This window comes from Microbacterium sp. ZW T5_45 (assembly GCF_044987415.1).
GTDB lineage: Bacteria > Actinomycetota > Actinomycetes > Actinomycetales > Microbacteriaceae > Microbacterium.
This window is the reverse complement of the sequence record NZ_JBJDRJ010000005.1, coordinates 141,741-157,009: the sequence shown is the minus strand read 5'-3', so window position 1 is coordinate 157,009 and position 15,269 is coordinate 141,741. Positions and strand designations below refer to the sequence as shown.

The following is a 15,269-nucleotide window of genomic DNA, read 5'->3' as shown; positions in this document are numbered from 1 at the left end:
CCTTACGCCCCGTGGGGCCGGGCATGAGATCGGAGATCGACGCCCACTGGGCATCCGACAACAACACGAAACGACTCACCCGACAACACTCTCAGACCACGCCCACCATTTAGGAGACACGCCCTAGCGGAGCCGCAGTAGTCGCGCCCAACCAGGATACTGATCCACCGCGTTTCAGAGATGCAGCCTAGGTCAACCGTCAGTCTCGGAAACGCGGCTGGGTAGGGATCTGAGCGCGTTTAGCCAGGCGCTCGGGTCTTTCGCGGTTGTGAGTGCTGTTCCGCTGACGACCCAGTTCGCGCCGTGTGCGCGCGCGCTTCGACTCCGTTCGCCGTCGACACTCCCGTCCACTCCTCGCAGCGGTTGGCGACGCGCAAGCTCGAGGAGCGGGAGCCTGTCTGTTCGGAAACCGGTCCCCGCGTTGCCTGGGGCGACGGTCATGATGAGGACCGCGAGGTCAGCGTCGAGTCCTTGCGGAAGCTCACTGTCTGGGCCGATGGCGATGCCCGCACGCGCGCCCGATGTGCGTATGTGGTCGACCGATTCTCGCCAATAGGTGCTCTCCACGTGCACGATCACCAACTCCGAGAAAGCCAGCCAGTCGTCGAGTTCGGGCCGTGGGTCGGCGAGCATTAGATGTGCTTCTGAGCGCGCCCCAGTGCTTGCAGTGATTTCGTGGGCGTCCCGAGCAGTAAATCCGCCGGCGGGGCCCAATGACCCGTCGGCGCGATCCCAATGCCATACGCCGAGCCCAGCGGTGACAAGCCGCGACGCCTCACTCCGAACCTTGGCGGGGGGAACCGACCAGAGTGAGCCTGCCACTCTCATCGTCACGAGCCCTCGGAGCGGCGAACGGGAGGATGAGTGAGCGCTTGCGCGGCGAGGGAGTGATCTGTCACCAACCCCGTGATCAAACGGGCACGTGCCACGGCTACAACAGCACCGGCTTTTCTCTCCCCGGCGGCGACGGCCAGAACGCGGGGGATTGCCCTCAGTTGCGAGGAAGTGACGGCGATCGTCCGGTCGGCGAAGTCCTCCGCGATGGCCTCCCCGTCCGCGGAGAGAAGCGTCGCTGATACTTCGGCGACGACTCCTCGCGCCATCAGATCATCTCGCGCCGCAGACGGGAGGAAGTCGTAGAGCTGCGAGTCCGGCGGGTTCCAGGAACCGACGGATACGAGCGCTGTTGTGACGTCGGCGAACATGGCGATCGCTCTGGCGATATCAGCCTGCTGCCGGAGAGCGCGGGCCGTTTCTGCGGTCTCGACCACGAGCGGGGCGAAGATCGGGTGCGCTGATCCGCCTGAGTTGTGCGCCATGAGACGAACCAGTTCGACGGGCGACTGACCCAGATCCGAGCCCGCGGCACCTGTGAGCTGGACGATGGACATCTTGGGGAGGCGGGGCAGGGCAGTGGTCAGCGCGCTGAGCGTGCGTCCCCATGCCAGGCCGAGCACCTCACCGTCGCGCAGCGTGGAGCTAAGGAGCTCCGCACCCGCCATAGCCACGCGGTTGCGGACGCGCTCTGTGTCGCCGTTCGCGTGGACGACGACCGCCTCTTTCAGGTTCAGGTGCTCCGCGAGTTGCTGAGACAGGTCCCAAGCCACCGCGCCGTCGTCATTCAAGGTGATGGTGACGAGTTCTTGCGCACGAGCGAGTTCCAGCATTCGCGCAACCTTGAAGCGTGAGATGTCGAGTTCAGCAGCGATCTCAGTCTTGCTGCGGTCCTCCAGGTAATACCGGCGCGCGACCGCGAGCAGGCGACTGCGTTCCTCAACCGTGAGTTCCGCAGATTGGGCCGATCGTGTGCGTGCCACCGGCACACTCCCTTCGAATCAGTTGCGCAATCACCAGCGCGAGTCTACTATTGCACACATGGGCATAAAAAATGCTCAAATGAGCGAATTAAGCCAAGTTGGCTGCAAGGAGGCAGAGACGATGCGCAGACGAGTGCCCAATGAGGTGGGGATTGCGGCCGTGCTGGTACTGGTCGTGGTCGCGTTCAGCTTCCTTTCGCCGAACTTCCGCACGCTCGAGAACGCGCAGGTGCTCCTGCTCAACGGCGCGGTGATCGCGTTCCTGGCCCTCGGGCAGACTTTCGTGCTTCTGACGGGCGGGATCGATCTGTCCACCGGCTCCAACGTGGCGCTGACAGGAATGATCGCCGCCCTCGCGATGAGCGGCGGCCTTCCCTGGTGGGCGGCAGTCCTGATCGCGATCGCGACAGGGCTGCTCGTGGGGGCGATCAACGGGGGGCTCATCTACTACTTGAAGCTGCCCCCGTTCATCGTCACCTTCGCCACCTTCGGAGTGGCGGCGAGCATCCCGCTCATCCTCACCGGTGCGAGCTCCGTGAATGTCGCCGATCCCTTCTTCGCCATCATCGGTCGGGGGTCTGTCTTCGGCATTCCGATGCCCGTGATCCTCGTCGCTGTGGCCGCAATCATCTTCGGTTTCGTTCTGCGCTTCACCGCGACCGGCGTGCATATCTACGCGGTAGGCGGCAACGCCGAAACCAGCCGACTCGCCGGAGTGAACAGTGGGCGCGTCATCCTGCTCGCCTACGCGCTCAGTGGACTGTGTGCGGCAATGGGTGGTCTGATCGTCACGAGCCGTCTGATGGTCGGCTATCCCAGCGCGGGCTCGGGCAACGAGTTGTTCTACTCGATCGCAGCGGCCGTCGTGGGAGGCGTCAGCCTGTTCGGGGGCATCGGCTCGATCAGCGGTGCGCTCCTCGGCGCAGTTCTCATCGCGACCGTGTCCAACGGTATGAACGTCATCGGAGTGCAGAGCTACTGGCAGCCCCTGGTGATCGGTCTCATCATCCTCGGCGGAGTGATTATCGACACCCACCGCCGCCAGCTGTCCTTCGCCACCATCTTCTCCCGGCTGCGCGGCTCATCAGGGCAGCCCTCAGGCTCCCGACCCGTCGCTCCCGTCGTAGCCACTGCCGGTCCTCCGGCCGGAGTTACATCGGACCCCCCGGCACGAACGCCGCGAGAACCTCGCTAAGCGCCGCGGCGAGACCAGGCCGACTCGCCGTTTCTCCTCTACCCAAGGCCGCCTTCAACCCATTCCACCAAGGAGCAATCATGCAACGACGCATTTCACTGACCGCAGCCGCAGCGGGCATTCTGCTGCTGCTGACCGGGTGTGCCGGCGCCATCGACACCGGTACCGGCACCGCCCCCACCGCATCCGACGGTTCGATCCCTCGGCCCGCATCCTGCGATGACGACACCCCGTACATTGCGGTTGCGCTTCCGAACCTCACCAACCCGTACTACGTCGCGATGAAGCAGGGGTTCGAAGAACAGGGCACCAAGAACGGGTTCAAGGTCGAGGTGCAGGTCGCCAACGACGACGACGCAGCACAACTGTCGCAGGTGCAGTCGATGCTGCAGAAGAAGCCGTGCGCCCTCGCCCTGAATGCGGTGAAATCCGAACCCGCCGCGGCGATCGTGAAGGCGGCCAATGACGCGGGCGTGCCCGTGTTCACCGTCAACGTGACCGTCTCTCCCGAAGCGCTCGAAGCCCAGGGAGCATCAATCGTGCAGTACCTCGGCGCAGACAACAGTGCCGGAGGGCGGCAGATGGCCGAGCAGGTACTCGCCGACCTCGGAGCCGACACAGCCTTGAACATCGGATTCGTCACCGAGCCGGATGAGGTCCCCACCGTCCAGCGAGACGAAGGTTTCGAGGAGGGCATCGCCGCCAACGCGAACGCATCCGTCGTCGCGAAGGTCGACGGCAACGTCAAGCCCGACGACAGCCTCGCGGCCACCACCGAGATGCTCAGCGGCAACCCCGACATCAATGTCGTGTTCGCCAGCACAGGCCCCGGAACGTACGGTGCCCTGCAGGGGCTCGAGGGGCACCCGAACGTGAGCCTCTACGGTTTCTGCGCCTCCGAAGAACCTCTTGCTGGTCAGTACAAAGGTTGCGTCGCGCAGGAACCCGAGTCGTACGGGAAGCAGGTCATCGACCAGATCCGCGGATGGGTCGACGGTGACACGCCCGAGCCGGAGATCCTGCTCCCCCTGAAGATGTTCGTCTCGGGCGACACGCCCGCACCCGGCGAGGTCGGCTGACATGGCGGCGATGGACGCGGCGACCGGTGCCGCAATGGACGGTGTGGCCGGATCCGGCCTGGAAGTCCAGGACGTCGTCATGAGCTACTCGGGCGTGACGGTGCTGAAAGGCGTGTCCATCGCCGTCCGCCCCGGCGAAGTCGTGGGACTGGTCGGCCACAACGGGGCGGGGAAGTCCACGTTGATGCGCGTCATATCCGGCGCGATCAAACCCGTGTCCGGAGCGATCCTCCTCGACGGTGAGCGAAAAAGCCTGGGCTCGCCGATCGACGCGCTACAGGCAGGAATCGCGACCGTCTACCAGGAGCTGTCGCTACTTCCCAACCTCACCGTCACGCAAAACGCCTTTCTCGGACACGAGCGCACCCGAAGTGGGATCCTCAACAAAGACCAGATGCGTGAGCGGACGCGTGCGCTGACGGAGGAGTTCGGACTTGATGTCGACCCCGACGCGAAGGTCGGAAGCTATCCGGTCGCCACCCGGCAGCTGCTCGAGATCGCGATCGCAACTCACCGAAACGCCCGGTTTCTTCTCCTGGACGAGCCGACGACAAGCCTCGAAGGTTCCCAAGTCGATCGATTCCTCGAGATCGTGAAAACGCTCTCCTCCCGTGGGATTGGCATCGTGCTGGTCGACCATAAGCTGGAGGAGCTGTACGCGGTGGCATCGCGGGTTGTCGCTCTCGTAGATGGCGGGGTGCGTATCGATGCGGACGTGAAGGAAGTTTCGCGTCAAGACGTCGTGACTGCCATCGCCGGCGAGGACGCAGTGCAGCTTGTGGGGCGATCTGCCCGCAAACCAGAGTTGGCGGAGCAATCGACCAACAAGATCACCGTGTACGTCGAGGGACTACGCACCAGCGCTCTCTCCGACGTCACGCTGCGGGCACACGAAGGCCGCGTTCTTGGAATTTACGGTCTTGTCGGCGCCGGACGCACGGAATTGCTGCGCACCCTGGTCGGTTTAGACCCGATCAAGGACGGGAGCATTACTGTCTTCGGGAAACCTTTTGCCCCCCGAGGGCCGCATCATGCGATGAAAGCCGGCGTGGTCTACGTCACAGAAGAACGCAAAGTTGATGGCATCATCCCGCAGCTCGACTCGTCCCTCAACGCCATGCTGCCCGTGCTTCGCCGAGCGTACCGATGGGGGAAGCTGGACCGCTCCCGGGTCAGAGAGATCGCCACGGAGTACATGGACCAGCTTAAGGTGAAAGGGAACCGCTCCGGACCTATCGAGCGCCTCTCGGGCGGCAATCAGCAAAAGGTGTTGCTTGCCCGCGCGCTGGCGCAAGACCCGAAGATTCTGCTCCTGGACGAGCCTACAAAAGGAGTCGACCTCGGCGTTAAGGCAGACATCCACCAAATGGTGCGTCGACTCGCGCACGAAAACGGCCTCACGGTCATTGTCGTATCCAGCGAAGAAGAAGAGATCTGCGAGGTCTCCGACGACGTACTCGTTATGAGTAACGGCACTGCAGACGGCACTGTCCTGGATCCCGACTCTCTTACCCCCGCCTCACTACGACATGCCGCGTGGAACGCGGCCTGACGAAAGGACCTTCACCATGTCCATCGACTTCACGATGCTCGAGGCCGCGCGCCTGGTTGTACGCAACGAGGGGGCAGCGGTCTCGGCCGTGGCCGACCAGATCGACGAATCCTTCATCGCTGTTGTTGATCTCCTCGAACACTGCAATGGCAAGGTATTCGTGACCGGAGCGGGAACATCGGGAGCCGTAGCGCGGCGGATGGCACATCTGCTGGCGGTGTGTGGAACACCCTCGACCTTCATCCACCCCATGGACGCCCTGCATGGCACGATGGGCGCACTCGCTCCCGGCGACGTGCTCATCTCCATATCCCGCGGCGGCGAATCGAGCGAAATCAATGATTTCTCCACGCGAGCGCAGCGCCGCTCCGTGAAGGTAGTCGCCATCACCGCAGACCCGGAATCCACCCTCGGCCGACTCGCCGACCTCACCGTCGTTCTCACCACCGTAGGTGACGGCGACCCCGGGGGAGTCATCGCGATGGGAAGCACCCTCGTAACATCGGTGTGGGGAGATGCCCTCGCCAACGTCCTCATGCGCCGTCGCGGTTACGGCTGGGACCAGGTACTCGAGACACACCCTGCGGGGGCGGTCGGGCTCATCACCGACCTGCCAGAACCGCTGGACAGCCTCAACACGTCCCCGTCCGCCTGAATCGGGACAAGATACTCCCATGAGCATCGTCGCCGGGGTGGACAGTTCCACCCAGTCCTGCACCGTCGAACTCCGCGACGCCGACACTGGCGAACTACGAGGTTCCGGGAGGGCGCCCCATCCCGTCACGTTCCCCCCGGTGAGTGAGCAACACCCGGATGACTGGTGGAACGCATTCGAGTTGGCGTTAGGTCGAGCCGTGAGTAACGCGGCCCTCCCGGCTCATGAGATACGCGCGATCAGCGTCGCCGCTCAATGTCACGGTTTGGTCATGCTCGACGCGAACGGGCAGCCGTTGCGTTCAGCGAAGCTCTGGAACGACACCGAATCAGCCCCCCAAGCTCGAGAGATGGTGACGCACCTCGGTGCCGCGACGTGGGCCGATTCAATCGGTTCCGTCCCGACGGCCGCGTTTACCATCACCAAACTTGCATGGATGGCGCAACACGAACCTTCGCTACTCAGCGCAACTCGACATGTTCTCGTCCCGCACGACTACCTGACGTTCCGGCTGACCGGGCGTACAGTGACGGATCGTTCCGATGCCTCGGGGACTGGTTACTACGCCGCGCACGAATCTGCCTGGCGGTTTGATCTGCTCTCACGGTACGTTTCCGATGAGGTGGCATGGGATGTGCTCCTGCCGGAGGTTCTCGGACCCGCACAGGCCGCAGGTCTCATTCGGCCTCGTGTCGCCGACCGCCTCGGTCTTTCACGCGCCGTGATCGTCGGACCCGGAGCAGGAGATCAGCACGCCGGTGCCCTGGGAATCGGGACGCGAGAGGGCGACGTTCTCTACAGTCTGGGAACGTCGGGAGTTGTTCTCACTGAGTCGCGCACTCCGGTCTTCGATCACCTCGGTCTCGTCGACGGCGTTGCAGACGCCGCCGGCGGGTTCCTGCCACTGGTGTCGACTCTGAACTCGACCAAGGTCACCGACGCGGTCGGCCGGTGGCTCGACGTCGATCTCGAACAGCTCTCGGAGCTCGCGCTCCATGCGCCAGACAAGGATGAGCGTCCCGTGTTCATGGCGTTCTTGGATGGGGAGCGTACTCCGAACCGACCCGACGCTACGGGTCTCCTCGGCGGTCTATCCACGTCGACTACTCGGGAAGACATAGCCCGATCCGCATACGAGGGCGTGCTATTTGGGCTCGTCGCGGGACACGAGGCGATCCGTAACGCTGGCGCTCCAGCCGACGGCACAGTCACAGTCGTGGGAGGAGGGGCAAAGTCGCCGGCTTACCGCCAACTGCTCAGCGACATCCTTGGGGCGCCCCTCCTCACCAAGGATGTCCCTGAGGCGACAGCAAGGGGAGCATGCATTCAGGCGGCTGCAATCCTGCAAACCGAGTCGATTCCCGTAGTGCGCGACAGCTGGGATCCGAGAGTCATCTCCGTCACAGAGCCGCGAGGCAGCCGCGTCGAGATCGCGCGGGCCCGATACGACGCACTAGTGAAGGGGCCCGGGAGTCCACGCCTCGCCCCGCCCGCCACCGGAGACATGCGTCCGAAGCGAAGGCCGTCAGGCGACTGATGGACGCAGGGGGCGATCGCACCACCGCATGTGTCGCGCCTTCCCTGGGTGCAAACGTCAGGCGGTCTCCGCTCTCTGGTAACGGACAGAGAAGTTCGTGAGGTCGGCTGACCATCCGCGCCCGTCGAGGTCGTCGGTTCGAGCACCCGCGTGTAACCCGGTGAAGCGCAACTTTGCCCCGTGGTCGTCCGACAGGGTCCATACCGGATAAGTGCCGTCGAGGGGTCGATCGTTCACCTGGAAGGTGACGGTCGGTCCGGCGATCAATGCGCCAAGGGTGAGTGGTCCCTCAGGTGCCGGTACTGGGTGGGAGGACGTCGTGGCCGCGCCATCGCGCTGCGTGACGATGACATACCGGCCACTGTGTGAGTCACCCGTGACGTGGAGCCAGATCCACCCGTTTCGGTCGTACCAAAGAATCAGGCCGGCCATCTCGCGAGGGCTTCGGGGTGATGCATCGACGTGGAGCTCGATGGCGGCCAAGTGCTCTCGCACTGGGGTCAGCACCATCGACTGGTCGAAAACCGACGCGGGGGAGTGACCGCCGCGCATGCGAAGCCAGCCGGGGCGGGAGGTCAGGTCGAGGGTCTTGGGAGGCAGCGACGTGCGGAGCGTTGACCAGGAGCGACTGTCGAGCGCGGTGGAGAGGAACTCCTCACGAAAGTCGTCGGCGGGGGAGAGGGAAGGGTCGCGCTCAGGGAACGTGGAATCAAGTTCGACGCTTGTTGCGGCATGGTGGCCGCCCTGTTGCAGGCGCAACCATCCTTCCGCATCGAAGACGACGCGTTGGAGGCAAGTTTCGCGACCCAGGGTGGAGTACCTCTCCCCTTGATGGAGGACGGGGCGGCTTGCCAGGTGCACAAGCCACCAGTCGCCGTTGGCTGTCCGGACGAGCTCACCATGCCCTGCTTTTTGGAGGGCTTCACCGGGTGCATCTCGAGAGGTGAGTACTGCGGGGAGAGGGTCGCGCTCATACGGGCCGAAGCGCGAGCGCGAGCGTGCGGTGGTGATGCCGTGGTTCCATCCGGTCCCACCTTCCGCGAGAAGGAGGTAATACCACCCGTCGACCTGGTAAAGATTCGGCCCCTCGACAAGTTCCGTGTCCTGGAAGAGGAGCTCTGCGTGCCCACTCGTCCGTTTTTCGTCGGGGAAGTACTGTTCGATGACGATGCCGGCGAAGGACGAGACGTCGGAGCGTTGATCCCACTGCACCCCGACGATCCAGTGGGTGCCGTCAGAGTCCTGGAAGAAGGAGAAGTCGAATCCTCGGGATCCGAGGTAGATGGGTGCGCTCCAAGGGCCGTCGATTGACGCTCCCGTGACCAGGTAGTTGTCGATGTCGAGGTCATCGCCATCCATCGACCGAACGACGGAGTATGCGAGCCAGAACTGACCCTCAGAGTGCGTCAGACTGGGGGCCCACACTCCGCCGGAATCCGGTACCCCGCGGAGGTCGAAGCCCTCATCGAGTGCATGGCCGATGACCTCCCACTCCTGAAGGTTGGTCGAGTGATGTAGGCGGACGGCGGGATGGTACTCGAAGGTGCTCGTCGCAATGTAGTAGTCGTCCCCCACTCGCAGGATCGACGGATCGGGGTTGAATCCGCGGATAACGGGGTTGAGGAGTCGAGAGGTCACGGGGTTCAGAGTAGCCCCTCGGCAAACGTTATCCGAGAGCACACCCGTTGTCTGAGGTACGACGGCGAACAAAGTCGTGGATCTCGCCGGTTGGCAAAGCCTGCATGACGCCTAACGCTCGAAGCTTCCGGGATAGACGTACCTGATCTGGGCGAGTGTTTGGATGACATCCATGCTCGGCCCCCATATCCGCGCCAACGCTGAGACGGTTCTGGGGCCCTCCTCGGCTGTTCGTTTCCCGCGCCGAGATTTTCTGCGGACTGGTTGACCTCAGGTCTCGCGTTGGGCACACTGGCAGAGCGGATAGCGTTATCCGCAATGACGGCGCTGAACGATCCGCGCCACGCGCACTCTCACGGAGGAGAAGGACGTGTCAATAACACAGCACCCGCGTCGACGGCCAGTTGTGGCCACCGTCGCGACCGCTCTTGCCCTTGCGGTTGGATCGCTGATCCCCGTCCAACCCGCTGCAGCCGTCACGGACGTTCCTGTGACGGCAGAGGTCGCGATCGAGCGCGTGACGGAAGCGGGGTTCACCCACCCCGGTATCGGCATCACCGCCGATGCGTTGGAGGCCACCCGTACCCAACTGTTGGCCGGTGCTGACCCGTGGGCGAGCTTCTTCAATGCGATGAAAGCCACGAAATACGCCAGCCGCACACTGACATCGACGAATCAGGGTGCTGGGGACGGAGTGCCGCTGTCTGACGCTTTCGCGGACGCCGGAATGAACTCGCGCCTGGATGCTGACGGCGCCGGCGCGCAGACGCAGGCGCTGCTGTACTTCCTCACTGGCGACCCGGTGTACCGCGAGAACGCGCTGAAGATCGTGCGTATCTGGAGCCACATGGATCCGGAGAAGTACGAGTTCTACCCGGACGCGCAGATCAAGATAGGTGGCGGGGCATACCGTCTGATTCAGGCGGCCGAGCTCCTCCGCTACACATCGGTCGTCGACGGTGGCGGTGGCTACCCGCTGGAGTGGACGGGGCAAGATACAGATGACTTCACGGAGAACTTCATCGAGCCGGTCACCGCGACGTTCGCCTACAGCAACGCCTGGTACATGAACCAGGGCACGCTGCCGATGCTCGCATCGATGTCGGGGGCGATTTTCACGAACAATCAAGCCCGCTACAACGAGCGGGTCGAGTGGTTCACCGTCAACGCGAGCCACCCGGATCAGGATGTGAACGGTTCCGTGGCAGCGATGTTCCGTCTCATCGACAAGAACGACCCGCTGAACCCGTTCAACAAGTCTTTCGTCCAGCACGTGGAAATGGGCCGCGACCAGGCGCACGCTGCCGATGATGTGCTCACGCTCACGGCGCTGGCACGCATGGTCGACACCCAGGGCACCAAGCTTGACCCGAAGACCGGGGTCCCGTCGACGAAGAAGGGCGCTGTCACTCCTTACCGGTTCCTCAGCGACCGGCTCTTGAAGGGGGCGAACGCGTTCGTGGGCTTCACTATGGGCTACGACGTGCCTTGGATCGACATCACCGACCAGGGTGGACGGCTCGCCCAGTCGTACCGGGGCCGCGGCCCGGACGCTCTGAACGAGCTGTACCACATCTACACCTACGACGAACGCGTGAATGTCGCAGACGTCGCCCCCTACGTCGCTAAGCAGTTCGAGCAGCGCGACGGGGCCTACTTCTACAACTGGACGAGCCACGAGATCGGCACGAAGATCGCCGACGACGGGCTGTACAGCTTCTGGGGCGGCAGCATCCCCGGCGATGACTATTGGCTTTCCATTCCAGTCGCCGCGAAGGGAGAAAGTGTCCCCGCCGCTGACCAGAACCTGCAGTTCGAGGCCAAGGGAGCGGTGATCGCGGGCAAGGCCTCAGTTCTTCGTGAAGGAGACCAAGCTTTCCTGCGGGCGAGCGTGAAGAAGAATAAGGACACGACCATCGCCGTCCGCAACCTTCTCTACGGCCCCCGCGACGGGTTCAGCCCGGTCGCTCTTCGGGTACGCACGACCGAGACGTCCACCCTCAGCGTCAGTAGTCAGCGCGAATCGGAGCCGTACCACCGCTTCACGGTCCCCAACACCGGGGGTCAGTGGCGCTACGTCACTTACGACATGGACACCAGTGTTATTCCGAAGGCGGTGATGGGGGACAACAACATCGTCTTCCTCACCCTCAGCGGAACCAACACGTCTGTCGACCTCGATTACCTCGACGCCGACGCCTCCACGGAGGTCACCCCACCTCGTTTCCCGCAAGGCAGCACCACCACACTGATCGGTGTCGTGGGACAACCACTGGATGCTGACCTCGCCGCCGACAACGAAGGCACTGGTGAGACGCTGACCTATAGCACCCCCGTCGCTCCCAATGGCCTGGTCGTGGACAGCAGTGCCGGCCGCCTCACTTGGATCCCCCGCGCCAAGCAGGGTGGCGACACGGTTGCAGTCGTGCAGGCCGATGACGGCGCCACCGCCACGGCTCTCGCTGTCACGATCCGCATCGCCCAGGACCGCGCCGGCGCGTTGGCCCTCGCGAAGGACGGCTACGACACGACGGTGACATACACGAGCGTCAGTCGATCCGCGTACGACACCGCGGTCGAAGCTGCTCAAAAGCTCGTGAAGACCGGAAGCTACCGTTCCTTCGCTGACGCTCTTGTGAAGGTGCAGAACGCGGTTCGCGGACTCGAGCCCCTCACCCCGCTCCTCGGCGACGGCACACTCGACTACCTGGCGGTGTCGACGTCTACCCTGGATGCAAACCTTGCCGCGACGCTGGCGGACGACGACAACACGACGTTCGCGGGTGACCTCACGGTCCCCTCGTTCACTTTCGATTTCGGCCCCGGATATCGGGTGAAAGCGGACGCCTTCGAGTTGCAGGCGCGCCAGACCTTCGGGAACCGCTCCCAGGGCACGAACGTGTATGGCTCGAATGACGGGACGACCTGGACGAAGCTGACCACCCGGATGACGACCAACACGAACGATCGCGAGACGCTGCCTGTTGGTCCCTCCCAGGCGGATACCGCGTACCGATTGATCAAGGTGCAGGTCGACGAACCGGGGGTAGCCACGGATCCGAACTTCCCGGGCATTTTCAGTATTGGCGAGTTCCGCATCCACGGCGAACGCGTCGAATCGGTCAACCGCGTCACGACCGCGTCGATCACCTCGAACAACCCCATCGCAGGGATCGCCGCCACCGGTGATGTCGTCGCCCTCACCTTCGCGACCACGGAACCCATCACCGACGTGGAGGGCACCATTCAGGGGGCGCCTGCGGAGATCACCGGCGCGGGCACCTCATGGAAGGCGACGGCGACCGTTCCTTCTGATGTGATCCCCGGGTCGTACATCTCCTTCAAAGTCACCTACAAGACTGCGGCAGGGCAAGTCGCGGATCCTTTGCAACTGACCACGGATCAGTCTCGCCTGTTCCTGTCCGACACAACCGGACTGATTACGGCGCCCACGAGTCTGGCGACGATCGTGTCGACGAGCGGGGAGCCCGAGCCGTCGAAGCAGACTTGGGTGAACAACATGTTCGACACCAACGCCGCAACCTTCAGCGACGTCGGCCCGGTCGGTGGAAAGTACTACGTCATTTTAGACTTCGGTGACGGGGGATCGCTCGCCCTTGACCACGCCGAGCTCCTTGTCAGGCAGGACAGCTGGGGCTCGGGTCGCGCCTCGAACCTTCACCTCGAGGGCTCGAACGATCTGGCGACCTGGAAACCGGTCAGCTACAACGCGAAGGCCACGCTCGACTGGCAACTCTTGAAGCGACCGGCTGGCACCGCAGTGACGCCCTACAGGTACCTGAAGGTCGCCAACACGGATTGGATTAACATCGCCGAGCTGCGCCTGTTCGGCTCGCATACTGCTCCGGCCGCGTCCAGCATCTCGACGGCGAAGATCACCTCCTCCGGGGGAGATGTGGGAGGCCGTGCCGTGGAAGGGGACACCGTCACCCTCAGCTTCACGGCCAAGGAGCCGATCACGGACGTCACCGCCACCATCGACGGGAAAGCGGCCACCGTTACCGGCAGTGGCACGTCGTGGACAGCCACCGCCAGCGTGACTGTCGACGCCAGCCCGAGTCGGAAGCTCGGATTCCGCGTGGACTACGCCGGGCCCGCCGGGGAGGATCGCCCACCGCTGGTGGCCACTACCGACGGTTCGAGCGTGTTCCTCACCACGGACGAAGGACTCATCACTGATGTGACGAGCAAGTCCACGGCCATCCTGCTGAACGGCACCCCCAACGCCGACAAGCAGCTCCATGTGAACAGGCTGTTCGACCACAACGTGTCGACGTTCTCCGACTCCGTGCCCGTCGACGGTCCGTACCTGGTGATGGACTTCGGTGCCGGTCATGCGATCGGACTCGATCACGCCGAACTCATTGTCCGGCAGGACGCGTTCGGAACCGGTCGGGCGGGGGACGTTCGACTAGAAGGCTCCAACGATCTGGCGACCTGGACGCGCCTCACCGACAACGCCAAAGGAACGCTCGCCTGGCAGACGCTGGCGAAGTCCAGCGCTGCCCCCAGCACGGAGTTCCGTTACATCCGCGTCGCAAACAATGACTGGATCAACATCGCAGAACTGCGGCTCTTCGGAACGCATCAGTAGCACCGAGCAACGAGTGAGGGGGTGCCACGATGCGGCGCCCCCTCACTCGTTGCGATGCACCGATGACGCCTTTGCCGAGGGAACGGCCGCAGGGTTCGATGGAGAACGTCGCCGATCCTGGGCAGTGCGGTTGACCGCGTTTAGATTGCCATGGGGTGGGCGAAAGGCAGGCCAGCGACCAATCGGGCCACCTCGGATACGGTGGCCTGACCGAGGCGACGCAATTCCGAACCGGTGGACCCGGCAAGGTGAGGTGTCAAGAAGACATTCGGCAATGTGTAGAGCGGATGGCCCACCGGAAGGACGTCGGGATCGGTGACATCCAGCATCGCGCGGAGACGACCAGATCGCAGCTCGTCTACCAAAGCCTCCTGATCGATGAGGGTCCCCCGAGATGTGTTAACGACCGTGCTTCCATCCGGGAGAGCAGCCAGCACCGTGCGCGAGACCATACCGCGGGTGGCGGGTATCTCAGGCGCGTGCACCGACAGAATGCGGCATCTCGAGGCCAGCTCCTCCATCGTGGTTACCAGCGTGGCGCCGAGCTCCTCAGCTCGTTGTGCCGTGGCGAACGGATCGAACAGGAAGACGTCCACCGCAAAGGTTCGCAGCATCTCCATTACCCGAGAACCGATACTGGACGCGCCGACGATGCCGATGGAGGTCCCATAGAGTCCCGTGTGAGCCAACTCTGCTTCACGGTCGATTGCCCGCTGCTCCGCTGAATATTGCCGCGACACCCAGAAGGCGTCCTTTGCAGCGAGGATGAGGAGAGCAACGGTGTACTCCGCGACAGGGATCGCATTCGCGTCTCGAGCCGATGACACCACGACGCCCCGAGCGGTCGCGGCAGGATCGATGAAACCCACGCTCCCACCCCAATGAATGATGGCCCGCAGCGCAGGCATCGCGCCCAGGGCCCGAACATCGACTCGCGGGACACCCCACCCCGTGAGAAGTACTTCCACCTCTGACAGCGCGGCCGAATCCAGGTCGTCGAACGAGGTCGCCACCTGAGAGAAGTCCACCTCGAGCAACTCGTGCAGGCGCCTGCGCTCTGCGTCGCCGAAGACATGAGGAAGCGTCTTGGCATCCATCATGAGGGCGGCTTTCATCCGGATCCCTTCGTCGCGGTACCTTCGGATGCTACCGTGTATGGATAGCGTTTTCCACCTCGATAA

The 15,269-nt window shown here is 63.6% G+C and carries 10 protein-coding genes; 6 read left to right on the top strand and 4 right to left on the bottom strand.

Features of this window, described 5'->3' with window-relative positions; translation table 11 throughout:
* Nucleotides 1-192: 192 nt before the first annotated feature.
* Together ACI3KS_RS04090 and ACI3KS_RS04085 are read right to left on the bottom strand one after the other, a co-directional pair.
* The gene (locus tag ACI3KS_RS04090) at nucleotides 193-828 is read right to left on the bottom strand and encodes a hypothetical protein (RefSeq protein WP_404915477.1); all 636 of its coding nucleotides are present in this window, start codon (nucleotides 826-828) and stop codon (nucleotides 193-195) included.
* Between the two features lie 2 nt (nucleotides 829-830).
* Complete coding sequence (locus ACI3KS_RS04085) at nucleotides 831-1,817, bottom strand: sugar-binding transcriptional regulator (protein WP_404915475.1); 987 nt, start codon at nucleotides 1,815-1,817, stop codon at nucleotides 831-833.
* Between the two features lie 121 nt (nucleotides 1,818-1,938).
* On the opposite strand from ACI3KS_RS04085, the gene ACI3KS_RS04080 reads away from it, so the two are divergent.
* From ACI3KS_RS04080 to xylB, 5 genes are all read left to right on the top strand, one after another.
* Nucleotides 1,939-3,012: an ABC transporter permease gene (locus ACI3KS_RS04080; protein ID WP_404915473.1), complete on the top strand. Its 1,074-nt coding sequence runs from the start codon at nucleotides 1,939-1,941 to the stop codon at nucleotides 3,010-3,012.
* Nucleotides 3,013-3,092: 80 nt separating this feature from the next.
* Nucleotides 3,093-4,091 carry a substrate-binding domain-containing protein gene (locus tag ACI3KS_RS04075; protein ID WP_404915471.1) on the top strand — a complete coding sequence of 333 codons (999 nt, stop codon included), beginning with the start codon at nucleotides 3,093-3,095 and terminating at the stop codon, nucleotides 4,089-4,091.
* 1 nt (nucleotide 4,092) lies between these two features.
* The gene (locus ACI3KS_RS04070) at nucleotides 4,093-5,643 is read left to right on the top strand and encodes a sugar ABC transporter ATP-binding protein (RefSeq protein ID WP_404915469.1); all 1,551 of its coding nucleotides are present in this window, start codon (nucleotides 4,093-4,095) and stop codon (nucleotides 5,641-5,643) included.
* A gap of 34 nt (nucleotides 5,644-5,677) precedes the next feature.
* Nucleotides 5,678-6,298: an SIS domain-containing protein gene (locus ACI3KS_RS04065; protein ID WP_404915467.1), complete on the top strand. Its 621-nt coding sequence runs from the start codon at nucleotides 5,678-5,680 to the stop codon at nucleotides 6,296-6,298.
* A 19-nt stretch (nucleotides 6,299-6,317) separates the two neighbouring features.
* On the top strand, nucleotides 6,318-7,835 hold the full coding sequence (gene xylB, locus ACI3KS_RS04060) for a xylulokinase (protein WP_404915465.1): 1,518 nt from the start codon (nucleotides 6,318-6,320) through the stop codon (nucleotides 7,833-7,835).
* A gap of 57 nt (nucleotides 7,836-7,892) precedes the next feature.
* Here the strand turns inward: xylB and ACI3KS_RS04055 are convergent, their stop codons facing one another.
* Nucleotides 7,893-9,473 carry a family 43 glycosylhydrolase gene (locus ACI3KS_RS04055; protein WP_404915483.1) on the bottom strand — a complete coding sequence of 527 codons (1,581 nt, stop codon included), beginning with the start codon at nucleotides 9,471-9,473 and terminating at the stop codon, nucleotides 7,893-7,895.
* Between the two features lie 490 nt (nucleotides 9,474-9,963).
* Between ACI3KS_RS04055 and ACI3KS_RS04050 the strand changes: the two genes are divergently transcribed.
* Nucleotides 9,964-14,088, top strand: a complete 4,125-nt coding sequence (locus tag ACI3KS_RS04050; protein ID WP_404915463.1) for a discoidin domain-containing protein — start codon at nucleotides 9,964-9,966, stop codon at nucleotides 14,086-14,088.
* A gap of 140 nt (nucleotides 14,089-14,228) precedes the next feature.
* On the opposite strand, the gene ACI3KS_RS04045 is transcribed toward ACI3KS_RS04050, so the two are convergent.
* Nucleotides 14,229-15,203: a hydroxyacid dehydrogenase gene (locus ACI3KS_RS04045; protein ID WP_404915461.1), complete on the bottom strand. Its 975-nt coding sequence runs from the start codon at nucleotides 15,201-15,203 to the stop codon at nucleotides 14,229-14,231.
* Nucleotides 15,204-15,269 lie beyond the last annotated feature (66 nt).